The sequence below is a fragment of the Cupriavidus ulmosensis genome, assembly GCF_977008105.1.
The window spans coordinates 2,169,340-2,194,981 of the sequence record NZ_CDRMWP010000002.1 but is presented as its reverse complement, the minus strand read 5'-3'; the positions used below and the strand labels follow the sequence as shown (position 1 = coordinate 2,194,981).

Annotated in this window: 28 protein-coding genes; 23 read left to right on the top strand and 5 right to left on the bottom strand. The window is 70.5% G+C overall.

The window, feature by feature from the left end; genetic code table 11:
- The 5 genes from ACWTPI_RS29435 to ACWTPI_RS29415 all read left to right on the top strand — a co-directional run bounded on the left by ACWTPI_RS29435 (position 1) and on the right by ACWTPI_RS29415 (position 4,980).
- Positions 1–789 (top strand): class II aldolase/adducin family protein, encoded by a 789-nt coding sequence (locus ACWTPI_RS29435; protein ID WP_454733509.1) that lies wholly within the window; start codon positions 1–3, stop codon positions 787–789.
- A gap of 87 nt (positions 790–876) precedes the next feature.
- Positions 877–1,848: a tripartite tricarboxylate transporter substrate binding protein gene (locus ACWTPI_RS29430; RefSeq protein WP_029043673.1), complete on the top strand. Its 972-nt coding sequence runs from the start codon at positions 877–879 to the stop codon at positions 1,846–1,848.
- Positions 1,849–1,904: 56 nt separating this feature from the next.
- On the top strand, positions 1,905–2,807 hold the full coding sequence (locus tag ACWTPI_RS29425; protein ID WP_029043674.1) for an amidohydrolase family protein: 903 nt from the start codon (positions 1,905–1,907) through the stop codon (positions 2,805–2,807).
- Between the two features lie 120 nt (positions 2,808–2,927).
- Complete coding sequence (locus tag ACWTPI_RS29420) at positions 2,928–3,941, top strand: Bug family tripartite tricarboxylate transporter substrate binding protein (RefSeq protein ID WP_059411425.1); 1,014 nt, start codon at positions 2,928–2,930, stop codon at positions 3,939–3,941.
- 16 nt (positions 3,942–3,957) lie between these two features.
- The gene (locus ACWTPI_RS29415) at positions 3,958–4,980 is read left to right on the top strand and encodes a D-2-hydroxyacid dehydrogenase (RefSeq protein WP_020203263.1); all 1,023 of its coding nucleotides are present in this window, start codon (positions 3,958–3,960) and stop codon (positions 4,978–4,980) included.
- Positions 4,981–5,128: 148 nt separating this feature from the next.
- On the opposite strand, the gene ACWTPI_RS29410 is transcribed toward ACWTPI_RS29415, so the two are convergent.
- Positions 5,129–6,037, bottom strand: a complete 909-nt coding sequence (locus ACWTPI_RS29410; protein WP_020203264.1) for a DMT family transporter — start codon at positions 6,035–6,037, stop codon at positions 5,129–5,131.
- Positions 6,038–6,384: 347 nt separating this feature from the next.
- On the opposite strand from ACWTPI_RS29410, the gene ACWTPI_RS29405 reads away from it, so the two are divergent.
- Genes ACWTPI_RS29405 through ACWTPI_RS29395 form a run of 3 tightly spaced genes read left to right on the top strand, consistent with a single transcriptional unit; the run spans position 6,385 to position 7,431 of the window.
- Positions 6,385–6,564: a hypothetical protein gene (locus ACWTPI_RS29405; protein ID WP_020203265.1), complete on the top strand. Its 180-nt coding sequence runs from the start codon at positions 6,385–6,387 to the stop codon at positions 6,562–6,564.
- Positions 6,565–6,624: 60 nt separating this feature from the next.
- A complete protein-coding gene (locus ACWTPI_RS29400; RefSeq protein ID WP_059411428.1) occupies positions 6,625–6,873 on the top strand; it encodes a GlsB/YeaQ/YmgE family stress response membrane protein in 249 nt (82 codons plus the stop codon).
- Between the two features lie 60 nt (positions 6,874–6,933).
- Complete coding sequence (locus tag ACWTPI_RS29395; protein ID WP_020203267.1) at positions 6,934–7,431, top strand: hypothetical protein; 498 nt, start codon at positions 6,934–6,936, stop codon at positions 7,429–7,431.
- A gap of 122 nt (positions 7,432–7,553) precedes the next feature.
- Here ACWTPI_RS29395 and ACWTPI_RS29390 read toward each other — a convergent pair whose 3' ends face one another.
- From ACWTPI_RS29390 to ACWTPI_RS29380, 3 genes are all read right to left on the bottom strand, one after another.
- The gene (locus ACWTPI_RS29390; protein WP_059411429.1) at positions 7,554–7,943 is read right to left on the bottom strand and encodes a VOC family protein; all 390 of its coding nucleotides are present in this window, start codon (positions 7,941–7,943) and stop codon (positions 7,554–7,556) included.
- 77 nt (positions 7,944–8,020) lie between these two features.
- Positions 8,021–8,701: a GntR family transcriptional regulator gene (locus tag ACWTPI_RS29385; protein ID WP_020203269.1), complete on the bottom strand. Its 681-nt coding sequence runs from the start codon at positions 8,699–8,701 to the stop codon at positions 8,021–8,023.
- A 67-nt stretch (positions 8,702–8,768) separates the two neighbouring features.
- On the bottom strand, positions 8,769–9,626 hold the full coding sequence (locus ACWTPI_RS29380) for a shikimate dehydrogenase family protein (RefSeq protein ID WP_454733508.1): 858 nt from the start codon (positions 9,624–9,626) through the stop codon (positions 8,769–8,771).
- Between the two features lie 217 nt (positions 9,627–9,843).
- Between ACWTPI_RS29380 and ACWTPI_RS29375 the strand changes: the two genes are divergently transcribed.
- From ACWTPI_RS29375 to ACWTPI_RS29335, 9 genes are all read left to right on the top strand, one after another.
- The gene (locus tag ACWTPI_RS29375) at positions 9,844–10,938 is read left to right on the top strand and encodes a glycerol dehydrogenase (RefSeq protein WP_454733507.1); all 1,095 of its coding nucleotides are present in this window, start codon (positions 9,844–9,846) and stop codon (positions 10,936–10,938) included.
- Positions 10,939–11,124: 186 nt separating this feature from the next.
- Positions 11,125–12,063 carry a transketolase gene (locus ACWTPI_RS29370; RefSeq protein ID WP_454733506.1) on the top strand — a complete coding sequence of 313 codons (939 nt, stop codon included), beginning with the start codon at positions 11,125–11,127 and terminating at the stop codon, positions 12,061–12,063.
- 1 nt (position 12,064) lies between these two features.
- Positions 12,065–13,045 carry a transketolase family protein gene (locus ACWTPI_RS29365; protein ID WP_454733505.1) on the top strand — a complete coding sequence of 327 codons (981 nt, stop codon included), beginning with the start codon at positions 12,065–12,067 and terminating at the stop codon, positions 13,043–13,045.
- A 124-nt stretch (positions 13,046–13,169) separates the two neighbouring features.
- Positions 13,170–14,435: an ABC transporter substrate-binding protein gene (locus ACWTPI_RS29360; RefSeq protein ID WP_454733504.1), complete on the top strand. Its 1,266-nt coding sequence runs from the start codon at positions 13,170–13,172 to the stop codon at positions 14,433–14,435.
- A gap of 93 nt (positions 14,436–14,528) precedes the next feature.
- On the top strand, positions 14,529–15,413 hold the full coding sequence (locus tag ACWTPI_RS29355) for a branched-chain amino acid ABC transporter permease (protein WP_020203493.1): 885 nt from the start codon (positions 14,529–14,531) through the stop codon (positions 15,411–15,413).
- A gap of 13 nt (positions 15,414–15,426) precedes the next feature.
- On the top strand, positions 15,427–16,449 hold the full coding sequence (locus tag ACWTPI_RS29350) for a branched-chain amino acid ABC transporter permease (protein ID WP_454733503.1): 1,023 nt from the start codon (positions 15,427–15,429) through the stop codon (positions 16,447–16,449).
- 13 nt (positions 16,450–16,462) lie between these two features.
- Complete coding sequence (locus ACWTPI_RS29345; protein ID WP_020203491.1) at positions 16,463–17,197, top strand: ABC transporter ATP-binding protein; 735 nt, start codon at positions 16,463–16,465, stop codon at positions 17,195–17,197.
- Positions 17,178–17,894 (top strand): ABC transporter ATP-binding protein, encoded by a 717-nt coding sequence (locus ACWTPI_RS29340; RefSeq protein ID WP_020203490.1) that lies wholly within the window; start codon positions 17,178–17,180, stop codon positions 17,892–17,894. Before ACWTPI_RS29345 ends, ACWTPI_RS29340 begins: the two co-directional genes overlap by 20 nt.
- 78 nt (positions 17,895–17,972) lie before the next feature.
- Positions 17,973–18,671: an SDR family NAD(P)-dependent oxidoreductase gene (locus ACWTPI_RS29335; protein WP_043366818.1), complete on the top strand. Its 699-nt coding sequence runs from the start codon at positions 17,973–17,975 to the stop codon at positions 18,669–18,671.
- Positions 18,672–18,798: 127 nt separating this feature from the next.
- On the opposite strand, the gene ACWTPI_RS29330 is transcribed toward ACWTPI_RS29335, so the two are convergent.
- Positions 18,799–19,758, bottom strand: a complete 960-nt coding sequence (locus tag ACWTPI_RS29330; RefSeq protein ID WP_059411435.1) for a patatin-like phospholipase family protein — start codon at positions 19,756–19,758, stop codon at positions 18,799–18,801.
- A 225-nt stretch (positions 19,759–19,983) separates the two neighbouring features.
- Between ACWTPI_RS29330 and poxR the strand changes: the two genes are divergently transcribed.
- The 6 genes from poxR to ACWTPI_RS29300 all read left to right on the top strand — a co-directional run bounded on the left by poxR (position 19,984) and on the right by ACWTPI_RS29300 (position 25,632).
- Positions 19,984–21,690 (top strand): phenol degradation transcriptional regulator PoxR, encoded by a 1,707-nt coding sequence (gene poxR, locus ACWTPI_RS29325; protein WP_020203487.1) that lies wholly within the window; start codon positions 19,984–19,986, stop codon positions 21,688–21,690.
- A gap of 415 nt (positions 21,691–22,105) precedes the next feature.
- Positions 22,106–22,309 (top strand): phenol hydroxylase subunit, encoded by a 204-nt coding sequence (locus ACWTPI_RS29320; protein ID WP_059411437.1) that lies wholly within the window; start codon positions 22,106–22,108, stop codon positions 22,307–22,309.
- A gap of 62 nt (positions 22,310–22,371) precedes the next feature.
- A complete protein-coding gene (locus ACWTPI_RS29315; protein ID WP_059411438.1) occupies positions 22,372–23,364 on the top strand; it encodes an aromatic/alkene monooxygenase hydroxylase subunit beta in 993 nt (330 codons plus the stop codon).
- A gap of 10 nt (positions 23,365–23,374) precedes the next feature.
- Positions 23,375–23,674, top strand: a complete 300-nt coding sequence (locus tag ACWTPI_RS29310) for an MmoB/DmpM family protein (protein WP_059411439.1) — start codon at positions 23,375–23,377, stop codon at positions 23,672–23,674.
- A 43-nt stretch (positions 23,675–23,717) separates the two neighbouring features.
- Positions 23,718–25,232, top strand: a complete 1,515-nt coding sequence (locus ACWTPI_RS29305) for an aromatic/alkene/methane monooxygenase hydroxylase/oxygenase subunit alpha (protein ID WP_454733502.1) — start codon at positions 23,718–23,720, stop codon at positions 25,230–25,232.
- Positions 25,233–25,272: 40 nt separating this feature from the next.
- On the top strand, positions 25,273–25,632 hold the full coding sequence (locus tag ACWTPI_RS29300) for a phenol hydroxylase subunit P4 (protein WP_454733501.1): 360 nt from the start codon (positions 25,273–25,275) through the stop codon (positions 25,630–25,632).
- Positions 25,633–25,642 lie beyond the last annotated feature (10 nt).

Sequence of the window (25,642 nt, the reverse complement as noted above, 5' to 3'; positions counted from 1 at the left end):
ATGAACAAGCCCGGCGTGCTCACCATTTCGTCGATGCGAGACCAGTGCAGCGAAGCCGAATGGCAGGCGCGCGTAGACCTGGCCGCCTGCTACCGGCTGGTGGAGCTGTACGGCATGGCCGACATGATGGCCAATCACATCTCGGTGCGCGTGCCGGGCGAGGAGGGCGCCTTCCTCATCAACGCCTACGGCATGATGTACGAGGAAATCACGGCCTCCAGCCTGATCAAGGTGGACCATGCCGGCACCATCCTCGCCAAGCCGGACTTCGGCTCGCTCAACTACGGCATCAACAAGGCCGGCTACGTGATCCACAGCGCCGTGCACGAGGCGCGCCCCGAGGTGGCCTGCGTGATCCACACGCATAGCTGGGCCTCGATGGCGGTGTCGTCGCTCGACTGCGGGCTGCTGCCGCTCACGCAGACCGCCATGCGCTTTCTCAAGATCGGCTATCACGAGTACCAGGGCGTGGTGCTGGACACCGCCGAGCAGGCGTCGCTGATCGCCGACCTCGGCACCGGCGAGGCCATGATCCTGCGCAACCACGGCGCGCTGACCGTGGGCAACTCCGTGGGCGAGGCCTTCAACTGGATGCACCGGCTGGAGCTGGCCTGCCGCGCGCAGATCGGCGCGATGTCGTGCAACACGCCGCTGCGCGAGGTCGGCGCCGACGTGCTGCAGGAAACCTGGAACAACTACCAGCCCGGCACCCGCCGGCCTTATGGCGTGATGGAGTGGCCGGCGCTGCTGCGCAAGCTCGACCGCCTCGACCCGAGCTTCCGCGACTGAACACGGCCGCCCCCCGGCCGTGACCGCTGTCCCCCCAGCGGCAGCGCGTGAAGACAAGAGCAGAAAACGGAAACGGAGACAGACAAGATGAACAGACGACGCATGCTGGCCCAGGCGCTGGCGCTTGGCGCCGCGCCCTGGATCGCCGCCACCCGCGCGCAGGCGATGCCCAACAAGCCGGTGACGCTGGTGGTGCCGTTCGCCCCCGGCGGCAATCTCGACGTGGTGGCCCGCGCGCTGGCGCCGGCGCTGGAGCAGTCGCTCGGGCGCAACGTCATCGTCGACAACCGGCCCGGCGCCGGCGGCGTGCTGGGCGCGTCCGCGGTGTCGCGCGCGGAGGCCGACGGCAGCACGCTGCTGGTGACCACGCCCAACGCCATCGTGGTGCTGCCGCGCATGACGCGCACCGCGTTCAGCCTGGCCAGCTTCCAGCCGGTCGGGCTGGTCTCCACCACCACGCTGGTGATCGTGGTCAAGGGCGGCGACAAGCGCTTCGCCGACGTGGGCGCGCTGCTGGCCCATGCGCGCGCCAATCCCGGCAAGGTCACCGCCGGCCACGCCGGGCCCGGCACCACCAACCATGTGGCCGCGCTGCAGCTGGAGCAGGCCGCCGGCATCAAGCTCAACACCGTGCCCTACAAGGGCTCGGCGCCCGCGCTGATGGACCTGATGGGCGGGCAGATCGACATGGTGGTCGACCAGCTCACCAGCTCCGCGCCCCATATCCAGTCCGGCGCGCTGCGTGTGCTGGCGGTGATGTCGCGCGAGCGCGATGCCACCCTGCCGAAGGTGCCGACCCTGCGCGAATCCGGCCTGCCCGGTTTCGAGGCGACCACCGCCACCGGCCTGCTGGCCCCCGCGGGCACGCCGGCCGCCACCATCGAGACGCTCAACGCGGCGCTGCGCAAGGCGCTGGCCGAGCCGAGCGTCAAGAGCCGCCTGCTGAACGTCGGCAGCGTGGCCCAGAGTTCGTCGCCGCAGGAACTGCTGCAGACGCTGCAGCGCGAGGATGCGCGCGCGCAGCAACTGGCGGCATCCGGCCGGCTCAAGGCGGAATGACGCGCAGCACGCACCCGCCGCACATCGATCAACACGACAGAGAAGCCGTCCCCGCCATGACCAGACCCTGCCTGCCACCGCTTGCCAACCACGCCGAGCCGGCCTTCCGCGCGCCGCCCGGCGCCTGCGACAGCCATGCCCACGTGTTCGGCCCCTACCAGCGCTTTCCGCTCGCCGCCGAGCGCAGCTACACCCCGGCCGAACATCCCGCCGCCGACTTCATCGCCCATCTCGACCAGCTCGGGCTGACGCGCGGCGTGCTGGTCACGGCCAGCGCCTGCGGCACCGACAACGGCAGCGTGCTGGAGGCCCTGCGGCTCTACCCCGAGCGGCTGCGCGGCATCGCGGTGCCGGCGCCCGACACCAGCGACGCCGAGCTGGACCGCTGGCACGCGGCCGGCATGCGCGGCGTGCGCATCAACCTGTACCAGGTCGACGGCCACGCGGTGTACCGCAACGGCGTGGGGCTGGAGGTGCTCGAAGCGCTCGCGCCGCGGCTGGCCGAGCGCGGCTGGCACGCGCAGATCTGGATCCACGCGCCCGACCTGCCGGCGCTCGCCCCGCGCCTGCGCGCGCTCGGCGTGCCGCTGGTGATCGATCACATGGGCCGCATGTCCACCGCGCGCGGCGTGGGCGATCCCGGCTTCCAGGCGCTGTGCGCGCTGCTGGCCGAAGGCGCGGCATGGACCAAGATCTCCGGCGCCGACCGCCTGAGCGCCGCGGGCGCGCCCTATGGCGATGTCGATCCGTTCGCCACCGCGCTGCTCGCCGCCAACCCGGAGCGCGTGGTGTGGGGTTCCGACTGGCCGCACATCAACTACTTCGAAGCCGGGCAGGTGCCAGACGACGGCACGCTGTTCAACCTGCTGGCGCGCTGGCTGCCCGACGCCGCGGCGCGCGAGCGCGTGCTGGTGAGCAACCCGGCGCGGCTCTACGGATTCGACGGCGCGCCTGCCTGACGGCTGCCCGGCGCGTAGCGCTCATCACCCGGCGCCGCCAGCCCAGGCCGGCGCCGGTCACGAACAAGAACATGGCGGACGCGGGCGCGTCCCGGCCCGGCCGCCCATCGGAGACCCGACATGCCTCGTTTCGCCCCCTCGCCCTCGCCCTCGCTGCCGTTGCGCCTCGCGCGCGCATGCGCGCCGCTCGCCGTGCTTGCCTGCGCGCTGGCCGGCGCCGCCCACGCCCAGCCGGCCGGCGCCGACTATCCGACCAAGCCGGTGCGCATGGTGGTGGCGTTCACCGCCGGCGGCACCACCGACATCCTCGCGCGCAGCGTCGCCCAGTCGCTGGCGCAGCGCTTCAAGCAGTCCTTCGTGGTGGACAACCGGCCCGGCGCCGGCGGCAACATCGGCACCGAGGCCGTGGTGCGCTCGCCGGCCGACGGCTACACGCTGCTGGTCGATTCGGTCGGGCCGATCTCCATCAACCAGACGCTCTACAAGAAGCTCAACTACGATCCGCTCACCGACCTCGTGCCGGTGGTGCAGATCGCCGACGTGCCCAACGTGCTGGTGGTGCACCCCTCGCTGCCGGCCAGGAGCTTCGAGGAATTCATCGCCTACGCCAAGGCCAACCCGGGCAAGCTCAACTACAGCTCCACCGGCGTGGGCACCTCGTCGCAGCTCTCCAGCTTCATGCTGACGCAGCGCGTCGGCACCGAAGCCACGCATATCCCCTACAAAGGGGCCGACGCGCTCAACGACCTGCTGTCCGGCAGGGTACAGTTCATGTTTGCCACCATCCCCTCGGTCATTGCCCATATCAAGGCCGGCAAGCTGCGGGCGCTGGCGGTGAGCAGCGCGCACCGTTCGAAGTCGCTGCCCGACGTGCCGACGGTGGCGGAGAAGGGCTTCCCCGGTTTCGAGGCCGGATCGTGGTTCGGCGTGTTCGCGCCCAAGGGCACGCCCAGGGCGGTCATCGACAAGCTGAACCAGGCGGTCAACGAAGCCCTGCCGTCGCTGCAGGCGCAGATGGTGCGCGAAGGGGCGGACCCGGTGGGTGGCTCGCCCGAGCAGTTCGGGCAGTTCACCCGCAAGGAATACACCAAGTGGAAGGTCGTGGTCCATGATTCCGGCGCTTCCATCGACTAACGCTATGTAGGTTGCAATGAACCATCCATCCGGCGGGCAAGGCCCGCGCATCCTGATGTCGGAACAAGCTCTGCGGCAGTACGGCGCGGACATCGGCGCCGCGCTCGGCGGCCACTTCGTGCCGGTGGCGCTGCCGGCCGGCGACGGCCCGCATGGCGGGCCGGACGCCACGCTGGACGCCGACATTGCCTTCGTCTCGCGCGACGTCACCGGGCTGTCCACCAAGCACGAGATCCTGCCCGCCACGCGGCGCTTCTACGACGCCATGCTGGCCAGCCCCTCGCTGCGCTGGACCCACACCCATTCGGCCGGCGCCGACCGCGCCGTGTTCGGCGAGCTGCGCGCGCGCGGCGTGCAGGTGACCACCTCGTCCGGCGCCAATGCCGGCGTGGTGGCGCAGACCGCGCTGGCCGGGCTGCTGGCGCTGGCGCGGCACTTCCCGCAGATGCTGGCGGCGCAGGGCGAGCGCCGCTGGGCGCCGCTGATCGGCTCCGGCCTGCCGCGCGACATCGCCGGGCAGACCGCGACCATCGTCGGCTGGGGCCCGATCGGGCAACTGCTGGGCAAGCTGCTGCACACGCTGGGCATGCACGTGGTGGTGGTGCGGCAGAGCGCCGCCTCCGCCGGGCCGGACTACGAGACGGTCGCATTCGAGGGCGTGCGCGGCGTGCTGCCGCGCACCGACTGGCTGCTGCTGGCCTGCCCGCTCACGCCGCAGACGCAGGGGCTGGTGGACGCCGCCGCGCTGGCGCTGCTGCCGGATGGCGCCCGGCTCGTCAACGTCGCGCGCGGCGAAGTGGTGGACGAAGCCGCGCTGATCGCGGCGCTGCGGTCCGGCCGCCTCGCCGGCGCCTACCTGGACGTGTTCGCGCACGAGCCGCTGCCGGCGGACTCGCCGCTGTGGACCATGCCCAATGTCATCGCCACGCCGCACAGCGCGGGCTTCTCCGACGGCAACGCCGCGCGCGTGGCGGGGATCTTCATGGACAACCTGCGGCGCTGGCAGGCGGGGGAAGCGTTGCGCAACCTCGTCGGCTGACCGGCGGGAAGTGAAAGACAACGGCGCCCGCGAGGGCGCCGTTTTTCTTGTTGCCGGCGCCCGCAACAGCGAAGACCATCACGCCGCGCAGACGCCAGGCACCAACGCACGGCGAGCATCCCCGCACGCCCGCATCCCCGAGACACAATCACCGCCGGTTGGCCAGCCAGATGCCGCCGACGATGGCCGCCAGCCCCGCCGCGTGGAACCAGCGCGGCCAGTCGCCGAGCAGCGCGCTCGACATCAGCGCGGCGAACACCGGCGTGAGCGTGAAGAAGAACACCGGCAACTGCGCGCCGGCGCGCGCGATGGCGCGGTCCCAGGCGAAGTAGCCGAGCAGCGACGGCACCGTGGCCACGTACAGCAGGATGGCGGCCACCTTGGCGTCCAGGTGCAGCGGCGCGTGCGCTGCCGCCAGTTCCCACGCCGCGAACGGCGCGCTGGCGAGCACGCCGGCCACGATCTGGCCGAACAGCAGCACCGCCAGCGGCAGGTCGGGGCGGCGCTTGCGCAGCAGCCAGGTGTAGGCGCTCCAGGTGACGGTGGCGGCCAGCATGAACAGGTCGCCCGGCACGAAATCGAGCTGCGCGAGCCGCGCGGGGTCGCCGCGCAGCAGCACCACGCCCACGCCGGCCAGGCAGAGCAGGGCGCCCGCCACGTGCCAGCCGCGCACCCGCTCGTGGAAGAACAGCGCGCCGATGATGAGCAGGAAGATCGGCGCCGAGGCCCCGATCAGCGTCACGTTGATCGGCGACGAGGTGGTCAGCGCGAGGTACTGCATCGCGTTGTAGACCGATACCGACAGCATGCCCATCGCGGCGATCACGCCGGCGTGCCGCTTCAGCGCGGCGGCATGCAGCCGCACGTCGCGCCACACGGCCGGGGCCAGCAGCAGGCCGGCCAGCGCCCAGCGCGCGAAGTTCAGCGTGACCGGCGGGATGGCGCCGGCGGCGTAGTGGCCGACGATGGCGTTGCCGGCCCAGCTCAGGGGCGGGAAGGTCAGCAGGCCGAGGGTGGTCCAGTCGAGGCCGGCCTTGCCGGCGGCGGTAGCGCGCATATGAGGGTTGTCGTCCTGTCGGTGTTCTTGTTCTTGTCTTGTTTCTGGCTTATTTTTGTCTTGTTGCCGTGCCGGCGCGGGCCCGGACGCCTGCCCGTCTCCCTGTTTCCTTTTCTTCCCGCGCGCCGGGCATTATGCCGCAGCGCGATTGCAAACGATTGTCAGGGGCATGCCGCGTGCGGCTGCCATGCGCTAGTCTCCATGCGTGCCGCGCGCCGGCCGGCGCGCCCGGGAAAAGTGCCGGATACGAACTGTTACACGGACGCGCCGGCCGGCTGTCAACACCGCAAACCGGCGGGCCGTTTTTACAGGCAACGCGCAAGCCGCGCGCCTACCTGGAGATTGCAATGAAAAAGGTTCTCGCCATCGTGACCCTCGCGCTCTTCGCCGCCGGCGCCTACGCGCAGGCACCCGCCGCCGAGGCGACCAAGGAGCCGGTCAAGGTCGAAAAGAGCGCGCACAAGAGCAAGGCGCACGGCACCAAGCATACCAAGGCCGCCACGCCGGCCAAGCCCGCCGCGCAGTAATGCGGCGTTCCGGAATGCGCCCCGCCGCGGGGCGCATTCTTCATCCAGCCCCCTGACCTCATGCACCTGATCTGGACGATTCTCATCGGCTTCGTGGCCGGCCTCGTGGCGCGCGCCATCACTCCCGGCAGCGGCCCCAGCGGCTTTTTCCTGACCGCCGCGCTCGGCATTGCCGGCGCGCTCGCCGCCACCTTCCTCGGGCAGCTCCTGCACTGGTATCGCCCGGGCCAGTCCGCCGGCTTCATCGGCGCGGTGGTCGGCGCGGTGATCCTGCTGCTCGGCTATCACCTGATCGCGCGCAAGGGCTGAAGCCAGCCCGCGCCGCATTCCTTCCAAGCCATACCGACAACCCAAGAACCGGATCCGATCATGAGCCTGATGGACATCCTGCAGAACGCAGCCGCCGCCCTCGGCGGCAACCCCGAGCAACAGGTCGACCACATCGCCCAGAACGCGCCGCCGGGCGCGCTCGGTGAACTGCTGGCCGGCGCGTTCCGCTCGGACCAGACGCCGGCCTTCGGCAACATGGTGGGCGAGCTGTTCGGCCAGTCGAACGGCGCGCAGCAGGCCGGCATGCTCAACCAGATGCTGGCCCTGCTGGGCCCGGCCGTGCTGTCCGGCGCGGCCGGCGGCGTGCTGGGCAAGGTGATGGCGCCCGGCGCCACGCAGGTCACGCCCGAGCAGGCCAGCCAACTGACGCCGGCGCAGGTGCAGGAGATCGCCGCCCACGCCGAGCAGGCGCATCCGGGTGTGGTCGACCAGATCGCCGGCTTCTACGCCGAGCATCCCACGCTGGTGAAGACCATCGGCAGCGCCGCGCTGGCCATCGCGCTGGCCAAGTTCCGCGAGCACCAGCAGCAGGCCTGAGCCACGCGGGCTTCGGCCGGCGCGTGCTGCCCGTCACGCTGTCTTGCTCCCCGCTCCCGCGAAGTGGGAGCGGGGAGCAAACCTTGTCTCGCGGTAAATCGCGTGCCGCGCAAGCCGGGCAGCTAAAAGCCGCCCGGCTGCGGCTCCCTCGCATCGAAATCGAGCTCGATCCTGGCGCCGTTGGGATCGTGCAGGAACAACTGCCACAGGCCGGAGCCCGCCTGCCGCCCGAGCGTGAACGGAATGCCGCGGCGGCGCAGGTCGCCCGTGTATTGCTCCAGGCCGGTGGCGGTGAAGGCCATGTGGTCCAGCACGCCGGCCGCGGGCGCCGGCAGCGCATCGGTGGCGACGAGGTGCACGATGGGCGCGCCACCGGCGTACAGCCACGCGCCCGGGAACGAGAACGGCGGGCGCGGGCCGGTCTCGAAGCCCAGCACCTCGCGATAGAAAGCGACGCTGTCTTCGAGGGCGTCGGTCAGGACGGTGAAGTGGTTCATCCCGGCGATCGGCATGTCTTGCTCCTGTTCTGCTTCCTGTGCTGCCTGGCTGACGCGGCGCGATGCCGCCGCGCATGGCCGGCCCGGCCGTGTCAGACCGATTCTTCTTCCCGCGACGCCATCCAGTCGAGCAGTACCGTCTTGCCCCACTGGATGTCGTCGCCGATCGCCGCCGATACCGTCTTCGGGTCCTTGCGGGCGAGGCCGTCGAGCACGCGGTAGTGCGGGTGCTCTTCCAGGCTTTCGCGGCTGGCCTGCAGCTCCGTGTGGAAGATATGCAGCAGCGGCCCCATGCGCACCCACATGCTTTCCACCACCGCGAACAGGTTGGGCAGGTGGGACGCGGCGAGCAATTCGAAATGGAACTTGCGGTTCAGCCCCGCCGCCTCGCGCGGGCTGGCCGACACCGCCTTGATGAAGGCCTCGTGCGTCCTGCGCAGCCGCGCGATCTCCTGCGGCGTGATGCGCAGCGCGGCGGCCTCGGCGGCGGCGCCTTCGAGCAGCGTGCGCATCAGCTGGATCTCGGAGACCGTGCCGGGGTCGAGCTCGGGCACGGTGATGGAGGTCGCCGCGGTCATTTCCAGCGCCTGCTCGCTCACCAGCCGGAAGATCGCCTCGCGCACGGGGGTGGTGCTGGTCCCCATCGACTGGGCCAGTTCCGCCACGCGCAAGCGCTCGCCCGGCACGTACTTGCCGCTCATCAATGCGGAGCGGATCTGGTCGTAGACGCGTGACGACAGATTGCTCTTCTCCACGCGCACGAGTTCTTTCATGACAACCTGCCTCGGTAAGGAATGTTCAAGGACACATCATATATGATATGCAGCGCTATTTTTCCGCTCAGGCGGGGCTGCCGGCGCCGGCGGGCGGCGTGCCCAGCAGGTAGTCCGCCAGCAGGTCGATCTGCGCCGTCACCATGTGCTCGCCGAGATGGATGCGGCAGCCGCGCGCCTTGGCCGCGAGCAGCAGCGGGGTCTGCGCCGGCTGCATGATGACTTCCGCGACGATGGTCTCGGGCCGCAGCAGGGCGGGGTCGAGCGGCAGCGGGTCGTCGGGCTTGAGGCCGAGCGAGGTGCCGTTGACGATCAGGTCCCAGTCGCCGGCCGGACCCGCGGCGGAGGCCACGGCGGCGCCGGGCCGCTTCGCCTTCAACTGCGCGGCGAGCGCGTCGGCCTTGCCGCGCGAGCGGTTGACGATGGCCAGCTGCGCCACGCCGGCATCGAGCAGCGCCGCCGCCACCGCGGTGGCCGCGCCGCCCGCGCCCAGCAGCAGGGTCCGCTTGCCGGCCGGGTCGATGCCCTGCGCGCGCAGGCCCGCCACGAAACCCACGCCGTCGAACACCCTGCCGACGAAGCGCCCGTCGGGCGTGCGGCGCGCCACGTTGCACACGCCGAGGTCGGCCGCCACGCCTTCGAGTTCGTCGCACAGCCGCGCCACTTCCTGCTTGTGCGGCACGGTGACGATCACGCCGGCGAGGTTCTCCACCGCGCGCAGGCCCGCCAGCGCGCCGGGCAGCTGCGCCGGCGAGACCTGCCACGGCACCAGCACCGCGTTGCGCCCCAGCGCCGCGGCGCGCGCGTTGAAGAAGGCCGGCGTGCGCACGTGATGCGCGGGGTAGGCGAGGATGACGACGACCCGCGTGCGGCCGTCGATGGGGCTGACCGCGGGGCTCGTGGCGGGGGGATTGGTTTCCGGCATCGGTCAGGGCTCCAGGAAGAATCGGAAGAACAAGCGAAGGGTTGCGGGGCGGGCCGCGGCGAAAAAAGCTTCTTGCCAGCCACCGATAATGATGTAGCATATATCCTATATCATGTATTGGGAAGGGCGGCGGGCCACCGGAACGGCGGCCCGCGCGCCCCGAAACCCGCAGCGGGCCGGCATCCGCCAGGCCGGCGCAATCCAAGGAGGAGACAACGTGCAAGCGGTATTTGGCTCGCCCGGACGCTATGTCCAGGGCGCGGGGGCGCTGGACGCGCTGGGCGGGCATGTGGCCCGGCTCGGCCGCGACGCGGTGCTGGTCGCGGACCGGATGGTGATGGAAATGATCGGCGCGCGCGTCGGGCAGTTGTGCGCGGACGCCGGGGTGGCGCTGCGCCGGCTGAGCTTCGACGAGGGCCTGACGCCGGAGCTGGTGGCGCGCCTCGTCGGCGAGCTGGGCGCCGGCGCGCCGGCGGTGATCGTCGCCGCCGGCGGCGGGCGCAGCATCGACGCCGGCAAGGCGCTGGCGGACCATTACCAGGCGCCGGTCATCACGGTGCCGACGGTGGCCTCTAACGATGCGCCGACCAGCAAGAACTACGTGCTCTACGACGCCCATCACCGGCTGCTCGCGGTCCGGCACCTGCCCTACAGCCCGGCCTGCGTCATCGCCGACACCGCGCTGATCGCGCAGGCGCCCGCGGCCATGCTGCTGGCGGGCATCGGCGACGCCATCTCCAAATCCTTCGAAGCGGCGCAATGCGCGGCCGCGCCCGACGGCGCCAACATGTTCGGCACCCGGCCGCTGCTGTCGGCGGGGGCGCTGGCGCGCGAGTGCCACCGCGTGCTGATGGCCGATGCGCAGGCCGCGCTGGCGGTGGCCGGCTCGGGCGTGCCGGATGCCGCCTTCGAGCGGGTGGTGGAGGCCACCATCCTGATGTCCGGCCTGGGCTTCGAAAGCGGCGGCCTGTCGATCGCGCACGCGCTCACGCGCGGGCTGTCCGCGCTGCGCCACGCGCAGCGCGCGCCCCACGGCCTGCAGGTGGCTTACGGCCTGCTGGTCCAGCTGGAGCTGGAGCGGCGCCAGGACGGCGCGCGCGCCGAGATCGAGGCGCTGTACCGCCGCATCGGCCTGCCGCTGCGGCTGGCGGACCTGGGCCTCACCGATGCCTCGCGCGAGGAACTGGAGGCGGCCGCCACACTGTCGCTGGCGGCCCCGCACATGAAGAACTTCCCGCGCGCGCTGGACGCCGCCGCGATCGCCGATGCGATGCGGCAGGTGGATGCGCGCGCGGTGCGGGCCCCACATTAAGCCGCCAGGCGGATTACACGTCAGGCCGGCCGGGCGCGATGGCGCCGCCGGCGGCGCAGCAGACTATCCGGAGCCCGGCGCCAGCGTGTCCGGGCGGTAACTGAGAGGAGCGTAAGCAATGCATTTCCCCTGTCCCCTGAAAAAATGCATGATATATCGTGCATCAATCGAAAACGGAGGCGTCCGATGAGCCAAGCCATCGTGTCGGCGCCGCCCGTGGCCGCCGACGGCGCGTTCGCGCCGAGCGCGGAGCAGGTCGCGCGGCTCAAGGAGCGCGCCACCTTCGTGCGCCTGGAGACCATCCGGCTGATCGAGATCGCCAAGACCGGGCACTACACCTCGGTGTTCTCGGCGGCCGAGACCTTCGCCGCGCTGTACTACGACGTGATGAAGCTGCGCCGCGGCGAGCCCGCCTGGCCGCAGCGCGACCGCTTCCTGATGGGCAAGGGCCACGCCGCGGTGGGCCTGTTCCCGATCCTCGCCGATCTCGACTTCTTCCCCAAGTCCTGGCTCGACGACTACACCCGCCTGGGCAGCCCGCTCGGCGACCACCCCGACATGCGCAAGGTGCCGGGCATCGACTTCAGCTCCGGCTCGATCGGGCACGCGCTCTCGGCCGGGCTGGGCATGACGCTGGCCGGCCGGCACGCGGGGCTGGACTTCACCACCTTCGTGATGCTCGGCGACGGCGAGATGCAGGAAGGGCAGGTGTGGGAGGCGGCGATGTCCGCCGCGCACCATCGCGCCAACCGCCTCGTCGCCATCGTCGACCGCAACGGCTTCCAGCTCGACGGCGCGGTGGACGAAGTGATGGGCATCGAGCCGCTCGACGCCAAGTGGCGTGCGTTCGGCTGGGAAGTCCACGTGGTGGACGGCCACGACGTGGCCGCGCTGACCGCCTTGCTGCGCCGGCTGCGCGCCGACGACGCGCGCGCCACGCCGGCCTGCGTGATCGCGAAGACGGTCAAGGGCAAGGGCGTGTCCTACATGGAGACCGAGCCCGGCTGGCACCTGGGCTACCTCGCGCCCGAAGACGCGCGGCGCGCGGCCGAGGAAATCCTCGCCAGGGACGCACGGCAGGGCCAACAGGACCAGCAGGACCAACAGGACAAACGGAACCGATAGCATGAACCAGCCACTTTCCAAGGACTCCTGGCAATACCGGGGCCTGAACGCCATCACGCCGGGCCTGAGCTACCTGTCCAACGGTCTGATCGACCTGGTCGAGGCCGGCGCGCCGGTGCTCGCCGGCTCGGCCGACCTGCAGTACTCCAACGGCCTGGCGCGCTTCGCCCAGCGCTTTCCCGAGCGCTACATCCAGTTCGGCATCTCCGAGCAGAACATGGTGACGGCGGCGGCCGGCATGGCCACCGTGGGCTACACGCCGTTCGTCGCCACCTTCGCCTCGTTCCTGGCGCTGCTGTGCTGCGAGCAGATCCGCATGGACGTGGCCTACTGCGGCCTGCCGGTGCGGCTGGTGGGCCACCACGCGGGCATCTCGCTGGGTTTCTACGGCACCTCGCACCACGCCACCGAGGATCTCGCCATCATGCGCTCGATCGCCGACCTCACCGTGGTGGCGCCGGCCGACGGCCCGCAGCTGCGCGCCGCGGTCAAGGCCTCGGCCGGCCACGCGCAGCCGATCTATTTCCGCATCGGCCGCGGGCGCGAGCCGGACGTCTACGAAGAGGGCGTGCCGTTCGAGTTCGGCAAGGCCATCGAGCACCAGCAGGGCGAGGAGCTGACGCTGATCGCCACCGGCTCGTGCGTGCATCCCGCGCGCGAGGCGGCGAAGCGGCTCGCCGCCGCCGGCCATTCGGTGGGGATGATCGACATGGCCACGGTCAAGCCGCTCGACCGCGACGCCGTGCTGCGCGCCGCGGCGCGCTCGCGCGTGCTGATGACGGTGGAGGAACACAACGTGCTGGGCGGCCTGGGCGGCGCCGTGGCCGAGGTGCTGGCCGACGTCGGCGCCGGGGTGCGGCTGGTGCGCCACGGCATCCTCGACGAGTACAGCCTGATCGCGCCGCCGACGCATCTGTACGCGCACTACAAGCTCGACGCGGACGGCATCGAGCAGCTGGCGCGCGAGGTCATGGCGGCATAGCAGGACACCGGCGCGGCGCGGACGGGCATGGTCCCGGCCGCGCCGCGCCGGCGCAGGCAGTGGTGCAGGGAGCTATTTCATAACAAGTCGCAAAGACAAAACGGTTCGACACAGGAGACAGTCAATGTACAACCTCATATCAAGAACCCGGCGGGCGGTCCTGCTCGCCGCCGGCCTCGGCGCCGCATTGGCGTGCGGCGCCGCCGCGGCCCAGGTCAAGGAAATCCCGATCGGCTTCGTGCTGCCCCTGTCCGGGGGCGCCGCCACCATCGGCAACCAGACCAAGCAGGGCGCCGAGATCGCCGCCGAGCAGATCAACCAGGCCGGCGGCATCCGCTCGCTCGGCGGCGCGAAGCTCAAGCTGATCTTCGCCGACAGCCAGTCCAAGCCCGACGTGGGCGTGGCCGAGACCGAGCGCCTGATCCAGCGCGAGAACGTGCCGCTGATCGTGGGCGCCTACAACAGCGCCGTGACCTTCCCGGCCACCGAGGTGGCGGAGCGCTACAAGGTACCCTGGGTCGTGACCGGCGCGGTCAAGGACGAGATCACCGAGCGCGGCTTCAAGTACGTGTTCCGCCCCAACAACAAGGCCATCTACGACGCGCGCGAGCAGATCGACGCGCTCGACCTGCTCAAGAAGGAAACCGGCAAGGGGCCGAAGAACATCGGGCTGTTCTACGAGGGCACCGACTGGGGCCGCTCGCACGCGGCCAACATCAAGAGGCTGGTCAAGGAGCGCGGCTACGCGATCTCGCTCGACGAGTCGTATCCGCCCAACCAGACCGATCTCTCGGCGCAGCTGCTGAAGATCCGCAGCGCGAAGCCGGACGCGCTGATCGTGGTGGCCTACACGCCCGACCACATCCTGTTCACGCGCCAGCTCGCGGAGAGCCGCCTCTACATTCCCTACGGCGTGCATTCGGTGGGCGGCGGCTCGGAGGACCCGAACTTCTACAAGGCGGTGTCGCCCAAGGCCGTCGAGTACATGTTCGTGCAGGATGACTTCCAGGTCGACATCATGCGCGCGGCCAAGGACCCGGCCATCGTCGCCGCGGACGCCAGGTTCAAGGCGGCGCTCGGCTACGGCATGAATTCCTACGGCTCGCAGGGCATGTCCAACGTCTACATCGTCAAGGACGCGCTCGAGCGCGCCGCCTCCGCCGACCGCGAGAAGCTGCGCGCCGCGCTGGCCGCCACCGACATCACCAGCGGCCCCGCGCTGGTGACGGGCTACCAGCGCATCAAGTTCGACGACCAGGGCCAGAACACCTACGCCCACGGCGTGATCTCGCAGAACCTCAACGGCGAGCGCCGCACCATCTGGCCGATGGAGAACCGGCTGGCCGGCGTCAAGCCGGTGTGGCCGCTGCCGGCGCCGGCGGCGCGCTGAGGCGGGCACGCAGTCGCACGGTCCGGCGTGGCTGCCGGACCGTCACATCCCGCACGGCGGCCGCGGCCGGCCGTGCCCAATCGAGGTAGGTATATGGACCCAATCATTCTGGCCTACGCCGTGGTCAACGGCGTATTGCTCGGCGGGATCTACGGGGGCATCGCGCTGGGCCTGAGCCTCATCTTCGGCGTGCTGAGGGTGATCAATTTCGCGCATGGCTCCTTCCTGATGCTCGCCATGTATCTCAGTTACCTGATCTGGTCGGTGTTCGGCATCCATCCGTATGCCACGGCGCTGGTGACGGTGCCGGTGCTGTTCCTGCTCGGCTATTTCACCCAGGCCGTGGTCATCGCGCCGCTGTTCCGGCGCGAGACCACGATGGTGGTGGAGCCGCTCGGCGCCTTGCTGCTCACCACCGGCATCTTCCTGGTGATCGACAACGCCATCCTGATGAGCTTCGGCCCCGACGTGCGCACGGTGACCACCGATACCCTGAGCGGCTCGGTCGACATCGGCGGGCTGCCGGTCAACGTGCCGCGCCTGATCGCGTGCGCGGCGGCGGTGGCCGTGTCGGCCGGGCTGGCCTACTGGCTGCGCTGCACCGACACCGGGCGCAAGATCCGCGCCACCGCGCAGAACCGCGAGGCGGCGGCGCTGTCGGGCATCAACGTCGGGCGGGTCTACAACGTGACCTTCGGCATCGGCGCCGGCATCCTCGGGCTGTTCGGCGCGCTGCTGGTGCCGTTCCTGTCGGTGTCGCCGTCCACCGGCCTGGGCTTCGGCATCAAGTCCTTCCTGGTGGTGGTGCTGGGCGGCATCGGCTCGATCCCCGGCTCGCTGCTCGGCGGCCTCGTGCTGGGCATCTTCGAATCGTTCGCTTCGCAGTTCGTGACCGCGACCTCCGCGTCGGTGTTCTCGTTCTGCCTGTTCATCGTCGTCCTGCTGGTCCGGCCCAACGGCCTGCTCGGCCGCAAATGAAGGAGGCCACCGCATGAAGTCGTCAAGGACCAATATCAACCTGGTGCTGGGCATGCCGCTGCTGTGCGCCGCGCTGGTGCTGCCGCTGTTCGTCACGGACAGCTACGTGCTGCACTCGCTGGTCATGGTGCTGTACTTCGCCTACATGGCGTCGGCGTGGAATTTCGTGTGCGGCTACGTCGGCCAGCTCTCGCTCGGGCATTCGGTGTTCGCCGGCAGCGCGGGCTACGTCACGGTGCTGCTGTTTACCGGGCTGGGCCTGTCGCCGTGGCTCGGCATGTGCGCCGGCGGGCTGGCCGCGGCGCTGCTGGCGGTGTGCATCGGCTACCCCACGTTCAAGCTCAAGGGGCCGTATTTCACGCTGACCACCATCGCCTTCGCCGAGATCGTGCGCATCTGGGTGGAGAACACCGACGAGTTCCTCGGCATCCCGCTCAAGGGCGCGCAGGGGCTGGTGATCCCGCCGTCGGCCGGCGGCTGGGCGGCATTCCAGTTCGACGGCAAGGTGCCGTACTACTACATCATCCTGGCCATGCTGGTGGCGATGCTGCTGGCCACGCTGGCGCTGGAGCGCTCGCGCCTGGGCTATTACCTCAAGGCCATCCGCGGCGACGAGGCGGCCGCGCAGGCGGTGGGCGTGAGCACCACGCGGTATCCGCTCATCGCGCTGGCGATCAGCGCCTTCATGACCGGCCTGGGCGGCGCCTTCTACGCGCAGTTCTTCCGCTACATCAACCCGGAGCGGAACATGGGCCTGGACCTGTCGATCGACGCCGCCGTGATGGCCATCGTCGGCGGGCAGGGCACCATCATCGGCCCGGTGCTCGGCGCGTTCGTGCTGCATCCGGTCTCGGAGCTCGCGCGGACCTACTTCGCGGGGCGCTTCCTCGGGCTGGACCTGGTGATCTACGGGCTGGTGCTGATCGGCGCGGTGCTGTATTTCCCCAGGGGCATCGTCGGCGCGCTCGAGCGCCTGCTGCGGCCGCGCGCGCGGCGCGCCGCCACGGTGGACGCGCCCGCGGCGCGCAAGGCCTAGGGAGGACCAAGAGATGAGCAACCTGCTGGAAGTGAAATCCATCTCCAAGCGCTTCGGCGGCCTGCAGGCGGTGGACCGCCTGTCGTTCTCCGTGCGCGGCGGCGAGATCCTGGGCCTGCTGGGCCCCAACGGCGCCGGCAAGACCACCGCCTTCAACCTGATCGCCGGCTTCATCAAGGCCGACGAAGGCGAGATCCTGTTCGGCGGCAAGCAGATCCGCGGCTGCGAGCCGTACCAGATCTGCGCCAGCGGCATCGCCCGCACGTTCCAGCTGTCCAAGCCGTTCGGCGGGCTGAGCGCGCTGGAGAACGTCATGGTCGGCGGCTTCGCGCGCGGCGCCCGGCGCGCGCGCGTGCGCGACGAAGCCTATGCCTGCCTGGAGTTCCTCGGCCTGGCCCAGCGCGCCGACACCGACGCCAACGACCTCACCGCGTTCGACAAGCGCAAGCTCGAACTGGGCCGCGCGCTGGCCACGCAGCCACGCCTGCTGCTGATGGACGAAGTGGTGGCCGGGGCCACGCCGAGCGAGGCGGGCGAGATGGTGGAGCTGGTGCGCAAGGTGCGCGACCGCGGCATCACGGTGCTGATCGTCGAGCACGTGATGAAGGTGATCATGGGTTTGTCGGACCGCGTGATCGTGATGGAGCAGGGCCGGCTGATCGCCGACGGCGTGCCGGCCGAGGTGGTGAAGATGCCCGAGGTGCTCAAGGCTTATTTCGGAGACGGTTATGTCGGCGCCAGTGCTTGAAGTCAGTGATATCTGGTCGGGCTACGGCGAGCAGCAGATCCTGCGCGGCGTGAGCCTGTCGCTCGCGCCGCGCTCGATCACGGCGCTGATCGGCGCCAACGGCGCCGGCAAGACCACCTTCCTGCGCACGGTCTCGGGCCTGCTGCGCCGCAAGCGCGGCACCGTGCGCCTGAACGGCAAGGACCTCGGCGGCCTCGCGCCGCACGAGGTGGTGCTGGAAGGCTTCGTGCAGTCGCCCGAGGGCAAGCAGCTGTTCCTCGGCATGTCGATCCTGGAGAACCTGCTGGTCGGCGCCAGCAACCCGCGCGCGCGCTCGCGCCGCGCGCAGACCCTGCGCGAGGTGTTCGAACTGTTCCCGATCCTGGAGGAGCGCCAGAAGCTGGCCGCCTCCACGCTGTCGGGCGGGCAGCAGCAGATGCTCGCGGTCGGGCGCGCGCTGATGGCGATGCCGCGCGTGCTGGCGCTCGACGAGCCGTCGCTGGGGCTGGCGCCGATCATGGTCGACCGGCTGTTCGACAGCATCCGCCGCCTCAAGGAGCGCGACCTCGCCATCCTGGTCATCGAGCAGAACGTCAACCAGGTGCTGGACATGGCGGACTACGGCTACGTGATCGAGAGCGGCGCGATCGCGCTGGCGGGCACCGGCAGGGAACTGCTGGCCAATCCGCATCTGCGGGCAACCTATCTCGGCGTCTAGCGCATGGACGGCCGCACCGGGAACCAGCACAAGAACCAGCACAAAAACCAGCACGAGAACCAAGAGGAGTCAGGAAAGATGGAACAAGCTGTAGCAGTGGTGACGGGCGGCGGCACCGGCATTGGCCGCGCCATCGCCGAGGAACTGCACGCGGCGGGCATGCGCGTGGTCTGCCTCGGCATGGACGCCGACGCGGACCTGCCGCACGGGCTGGCCTTCCGCCAGCTCGACGTGACCTCGGCCGAGGCCGCGCGCGCCGCCACGGCGGACCTGGACGCGGTGGCGGTGCTGGTGAACGCCGCCGGCATCATCCGCCACGAGGGCCGGGAGTTCACGCCCGAGGGCTTCCGCGCGGTGGTCGACGTGAACCTGAACGGCTCGCAGATCCTGACCAGCGTGCTGCAGGAGCGGCTGGTGCGCGCGCGCGGCGCGGTGGTCAACATCGCCTCGATGTGGAGCTACTTCGGCTCGGCCAACAACCCGGCCTATGCCGCCAGCAAGGCCGGCATCCTCGGCCTGACGCGCTCCTATGCTGCGGCGCTGGCGCCGCAGGGCGTGCGCGTCAACGCGGTGGCGCCGGGCTGGATCCGCACGCGCCTGTCGGCCGGCGCGCTCGACAACCCCGAGCGCAGCGCCGCCATCATGGCGCGCCTGCCGATGCGCCGCTGGGGCCTGCCGCGCGACGTGGCGCGCGTGGTGCGCTTCCTGTGCTCGGAGGACGCCGGCTACGTGACCGGGGTGATCCTGCCGGTGGACGGGGGCTTCGGCATCGCCTGATGCCGCCCGGCGCCGCGGCGCCGCGACGGGCCGCGGGATGCCGCTTTCCCGCTGCCCCGCCACGTCAGCCCCGGCCTGAGCGCCGCGCGGCGCTCAGGCCGGGCAGTTCACCGATACCGAAGCCGGATCATGGCGGCGCGGACGCGTGCGAGTGGGGCGCGTGGCCGGGCGCGGCCTCGTGCACGTGCATGGCCGCCGCCTGCCGCGGATCGAAATCGCAGCTCGGGTTGGCCTCGTCGTGCGAGTGCGGCGTCAGCGCGCCGGGGATGTGGCGGCTGTTGAGGCCGTCCGCGTTGAGCCACGCGCGCGTGGCCGCCGCGGCGCGGTCGATCAGCGTGCCGCACTGGGTGTAGTCGTAGGGCGAGACGTCGAGCGGGCACAGCGGCGGCACCACCGAGATGTGCGCGTGCCCGGCCCAGCGCTCCAGGTCCTGCACCAGCTGGCGCGCCACCAGCAGCGACAGCGCGTTGAAGGCGTGGTCGATGGGGCCGCGCGGCTCGCGCCGGGCCGCGCAGGCGAAGCCGGCCGGCAGCACCACCACGCGCGTGGCGCCCAGCCGGATGGCGGTGGAGACCGGCGTGTTGTTGGCCACGCCGCCGTCGATCAGCGTGCGCCCGCCCAGCCGCACCGGCGGAAACACGCCGGGGATGGCGGCGCTGGCCAGCACCGCCTGCACCAGGCTGCCCGAGGACAGCACCACCTCCGCGCCGTCCTGCATGTCGGTGGCGACCACGTACAGCGGCAGCTCGGCCTGCTCCAGCGGCATGTCGCCGAAATGGCGCGACAGCAGGCGCTGCAGCGCGTGCGACTCCACCAGATGGCCGCGCTGGCCGCGCAGCATGCCGAACAGGCTGCGCCACGACCACGGCATCACCTCCGCGCGGCGCAGGCCGCGCCACAGCGATTCGAGCCTGGTGGTGCCCGCCGCGTGCGGGTTGCAGGCGTAATAGGCGCCGTTGATGGCGCCGGCCGAGGCGCCGATGACCATGTCGGGCTTGATGCCCCAGGCCACCAGCTCGCGCAGCATGCCGGCCTCGATGGCGCCGAGGCTGCCGCCGCCGGCAAAGACGAATGCGGTTTTTTCCATGTCTCGTGGTGCAGAGCAACAACGCCGGGAATCGGGAAGAGGCAACCGGGAATCGGGAATCAGGCCGGGACCGGCCCGGCACGCCTGCAATGGACAGCATAGGCGACATCGGGCCGGCTGGACAGCCGTCGCGCGCGGCGGGCGGCAGCGATGGCACATAATGTGCGTACCGTGCCGGAAAAAGCACGAGCGCGCCTGCTTTTCCGGCCGCCAGGAGAGGAGACGATGAGCAGTTCGACCGACAAATTCTCGGCCACCATGCGCGATGGCCTGGCCAATCTCGCCCGCCGCCTGCGCTTCGCGATGGAGGAGGGCTCCATCTGGCTGGACGAGCAGCGCATGATCCTGCTGCACACCGCGTCGCTGGGCGCGCTGCGCAAGGAATTGGTGGATACGCTGGGCATGGAGCGCGCGCGCGGCCTGTTCATGCGCATGGGCTTCCATTCCGGCCTGCGCGACGCCGAGCTGGCCAAGAAGCTGCGGCCCAACCAGAGCGACTTCGGGCTGCTGGAGATCGGGCCCTGCCTGCACACCATCGAAGGCGTGGTGCGGGTGACGCCGGTCAAGGTGGACATCGACATCGCCGCCGGCATCTACGACGGCGAGTTCCTGTGGGAAGACTCGTTCGAGGGCGACGTGCACCGGCAGCTGTTCGGCATCGTCGACGCGCCCGCGTGCTGGATGCAGATCGGCTACGCCACCGGCTACACCTCGGCGCTGATGGGCCGCACCATCCTCTACCGCGAGGTGGAGTGCGTGGCCTGCGGCCATGCGCACTGCCGCATCGTCGGCAAGCCGCTGGAAGCGTGGGAGGACGGCGCCGCGGTGCTGGCGCTGTACCAGCCCGACCCGGTGATCGAGACCATCCTGGAGCTGCAGAGCGAGGTCGAGCACCTGCGCGCGCTCCAGCGCGGCGACGGCAAGCCCGCCGACCTGGTGGGCTGCTCGCCCGGGTTCCGCGCCGCCTGGGGCCTGCTGCAGCGCGCCGCGGCCAGCAACGTGACGGTGCTGCTGCTGGGCGAGACCGGGGTCGGCAAGGAGCGCTTCGCGCAGGCGCTGCACAGCGTGAGCGCGCGCGCCGACAAGCCCTTCGTGGCGGTCAACTGCGCGGCGATCCCCGACGAGCTGGTCGAGTCCGAGCTGTTCGGCGTGGACAAGGGCGCCTTCACCGGCGCGCACCAGTCGCGCCCGGGCCGCTTCGAGCGCGCGCACGGCGGCACCTTGTTCCTCGACGAGCTGGGCGAGCTGTCGCTGCCGGCGCAGTCCAAGCTGCTGCGCGTGCTGCAGGAAGGCGAGGTGGAGCGCGTGGGCGGCGCCGCGCCGCGCCGCGTGGACGTGCGGCTGGTGGCCGCCACCAACGTGGACCTGGCCGAGGCGGTCAAGGCCGGCACCTTCCGCAAGGACCTGTACTACCGCCTCAACGTCTATCCCGTCACCATCCCGCCGCTGCGCGAGCGGCTCGACGACATCCGCCTGCTGGCGGAGCGCTTCGTGGCCCGCTGCGGCGCGCGCCACGGCAAGAAGATCGTCGGCATCACCGACCGCGCGCTGGCCGAGCTGCGCCGCCACGACTGGCCCGGCAACGTGCGCGAGCTGGAGAACGTGATCGAGCGCGGCGTGATCCTGGCCGGCAACGGCGGCCTGATCTCCGCCGACCACCTGTTCCTGCCCGCGGGCGCGCAGGCCGGCATGGACACCGCGCCGCGCCTGGGCGCCGGCGGCACGCTGCCGGCCCTGCGCGAAGCGGCGGTGCACGGCCTGCTCGACCACATGGCCGAGCAGCAGCTCGCGCTGGGCGACGTGGAGACCGTGCTGATGGAGGCCGCGATGGCGCGCGCCGACGGCAACCTGAGCCAGGCCGCGCGCCTGCTCGGCATCACCCGGCCGCAACTGGCCTACCGCTGGAAGAACCGCGGCGGCCGCGGCAACTGAGGCGGGCCGGTCCGCGTGGCCGGCGCGTGCCTTGCCACGTGCCCGGCCGCGCTTTCACCATTTGATCCATCCCCCGCGGCGCGCCGCGCGGCCGCCCGGCGCGGCTTGCTGCGGCGCATGCTGCGTTCCTCCCCGTTCGCGCCATCGTTCGCGCTGTCCCGCGCGGCGCCGCCTGTTGCAGCGCACAGCCCGCGCGCGCCGCCCGCAAACGCCCGCCCCACGCGGCTTTTCACCATTTGATCAAGCCCGGCCGCGGGCTTGATCAATTCATCGACGCGCCGCCGCCGCTCCCGTGCGGGTAAACGCGCGGGCAACGCCGCGCTCCGGGCCGCCGGCCCTTGCGCCGCCGTGCTTCGCGCCGGCTGGCACGCTCTTCGCAATGGAGCTGCGTGCCAGCCAACCCGAGGAGCGCGCCATGATCAACCAGTCGGTCCCCCTGTTCGAAGCCGTGCCGCGCTACGTGCGCGTGGACGGCCGCACGCCGGCGGGCTTCGTGCAGTTCGCCTTCTGCGTGGCGGACCCCGGGCTCAACGTCGAGCTGATCATGCCCGAGCCGATGTTCGAGGCGTTCTGCAGCGTCAACCGCGTGCGCTTCCTCCCGCCCGAACCGGACGCCTGAGCGCCCGCCCGAAACCGGAACACCAGGAACATCGAGAACAGCAGGACCCAGGAGACCCAGCCATGCAAGTCGACATCAAGACCCGGCAGATCGAGCCGCTGCGCCAGACCTACGGCCACGTGGCGCGCCGCTTCGGCGACAAGCCCGCGTCGCGCTACCAGGAGGCCACCTACGACGTGCAGTCGGAGGTCAACTTCCACTACCGCCCCACCTGGGACCCGGGCCACGCGCTCTACGACAAGAGCCGCACCGCCATCGTCATGGCGGACTGGTACGCGCTCAAGGACCCGCGCCAGTACTACTACGGCGCCTACGTCGGCGCGCGCGGCCGCCAGCAGGACGCCACCGAGAAAAGCTTCGCCTTCGTGGAAAAGCGCGGCCTGCTGCAGGCGCTGCCGGCCGAATGGCGGGAGCGCCTGGCCGACGGCCTGCTGCCGCTGCGCCACGTGGAGTGGGGCGCCAACATGAACAATTTCTATTGCGCCGACTACGGCTGGGGCACCGCCATCACGCAGGCCTGCACCTATTGCGCGATGGACCGGCTCGGCATCGCGCAGTACCTGTCGCGCATCGGCATGCTGCTCGACGGCAATACCGGCGCGGCGCTGGAGCGCGCCAGGGCGGCCTGGCTGGACAGCCCGGCGTGGCAGCCGCTGCGCCGCATGGTCGAGCACAGCTTCGTGATCGAGGACTGGTTCGAGACCTTCGTCACCCAGAACCTGGTGCTCGACGGCCTGCTCTATCCGCTGGTGTACCAGCACGCCGACGCCGCCATCGCGCGCGCCTGCGGCACCGGGCTGGCGGTGCTGACCGAGTTCATGAACGACTGGCGCGAGGAACACGCGCGCTGGGTCGACGCCGTGGTGCAGACCGCGGCGGCCGAGTCGGAGGCCAACCGCGCGTTGCTGGCGGGCTGGGCGCGCGGCGCGCGCGCGCAGGCCGGCGCCGCGCTGGTGCCGGTGGCGGACACGCTGCTGGGCGCCGGCGGCGAGCAGGCCGTGGCGCTGTGCCTGGAGCAGTTCGACGTGCGCCTGCGCAAGCTCGGCCTGGACTGAGGAGCGCGCCATGACCGCCAATACCGCCAACGTCTCCAACGTCTCCAACGTCTACATAGCGCTGCAGAGCAACGACGACACCCGCCCCATCATCGACGCCATCACCGAGGCCAACCCGCACGCCGTGGTGTCGCGCTTTCCCGCGATGGTGAAGATCGACGCGCCGGGGCACCTCACCATCGTGCGCGCGCTGGTCTCGGACAAGCTCGGCCGCGACTGGGACCTGCAGGAGATCCACCTCAACCTGATCTCGCTGTGCGGCAACATCGACGAGGACGACGACGCCTTCACGCTGCGCTGGAACGACTGAATTCACCGCCGCGCCGGCGGCGGGCAAGCATAACGGAGACATCATGGACGCACGCAAGAAGCTCAACCTGCGCGAGAAATACGCGACGATGACGCGCGACCTCGGCTGGGAGACCACCTACGAGCCGATGGACAAGGTCTTTCCCTACGACAAGTACGAGGGCATCAAGATCCACGACTGGGACCAGTGGGAGGACCCGTTCCGCATGACGATGGACGCCTACTGGAAATACCAGTCGGAGAAGGAGCGCAAGCTGTACGCGATCATCGACTCCTTCGTGCAGAACAACGGCCACCTCAACGTCTCCGACCCGCGCTACCTGAACGCGCTGCGCCTGTTCCTGACCGGCGTGACGCCGCTGGAGTACGCCGCGCACCGCGGCTACGCCCATCTCGGGCGCCATTTCCGCGGCGCCGGCGCGCGCGTGGCGGCGCAGATGCAGTCCGTCGACGAGCTGCGCCACGCGCAGACGCAACTGCACACGATGTCGGTCTACAACAAGTATTTCCACGGTTTCGGCGAATGGCGCCACATGCACGACCGGGTCTGGTACCTGTCGGTGCCCAAGTCGTATTTCGAGGACGCCATGAGCGCGGGGCCGTTCGAGTTCATCACCGCGATCTCGTTCTCGTTCGAGTACGTGCTGACCAACCTGCTGTTCATGCCCTTCATGTCGGGCGCGGCCTACAACGGCGACATGGCCACGGTGACGTTCGGCTTCTCGGCGCAGTCGGACGAGTCGCGCCACATGACGCTGGGCCTGGAAGTGGTGAAGTTCCTGTGCCAGCAGGACCCCGGCAACATCCCCATCCTGCAGAAGTGGCTGGACAAATGGTTCTGGCGCGGCTTCCGCCTGCTCACGCTGGTCGGCATGATGATGGACTACATGCTGCCGCGCCGCGTGATGTCGTGGGCCGAGGCCTGGGAGATGTACTTCGAGCAGGCCGGCGGCGCGCTGTTCCGCGATCTGGAGCGCTACGGCCTGCGCATGCCGAAGCACCACGAGGCCGCCACCCGCACCAAGGACCGCATCACGCACGAAGCGTGGGGCACCTTCTACAACTACGCCGCCGCCGCCGGTTTTCACACCTGGATCCCCAAGCCCGACGAGATGGCATGGCTGGCGCAAAAGTACCCCGACACCTTCGAGCGCTACTACAAGCCGCGCCTGGACCACTGGCACGCGCGCCAGCAGGCCGGCGAGCGCTTCTACAACGGCACGCTGCCGATGCTGTGCCAGACCTGCCAGATCCCGATGGTGTTCTCCGAGCCGGACGACCCCACCCAGACCTGCTACCGCGAGAGCAGCTACCACGGCATGAAGTTCCACTTCTGCTCGGACGGCTGCAAGGACATCTTCGACGGCGAGCCGGAGAAATATGCGCAGGCCTGGCTGCCGGTGCACCAGATCTACCAGGGCAACTGCGGCGGCGCCGCGCTCGAGGACGTGCTCAAGTGGTACCGCCTCGACGCCGGCGCGGACAACCTCGACTTCGAGGGCTCGCAGGACCAGCGGAACTGGAACGCCTGGAAGGGCGTGCCGGGCGCGGCCGCCTGAGCGCGCCGCCGGCAAGAACGAACACAGCGAGGAGACCACCATGCCCGTCGTATCCATCGGCCCCTATGAATTCGAGCCCGCCGACCGCGCCGCCGCCTTCCACGGCAACCGGCTGCTCTATGTCGGCTGGGACCGCCACCTGCTGTTCTGCGCGCCGCACTGCCTGCCGTTCCCGCCCGCCACGCGCCTGCGCGACGTGGTGGAGAACGTGCTGCCGGGCATCTACGGCTACCACCCCGACTTCGCCCGCATCGACTGGCGCCGCGTGGAGTGGCTGCGCGGCGGCGTGCCGTGGGAGCCGGACCTGGACCGCACGCTGGAAGAGAACGGCCTCGGCCACAAGGACGTGATCCGCTTCCGCACGCCGGGGCTGGACGGCATCGGCGGCAGCGGCAGTTGAGCGGCGCGGG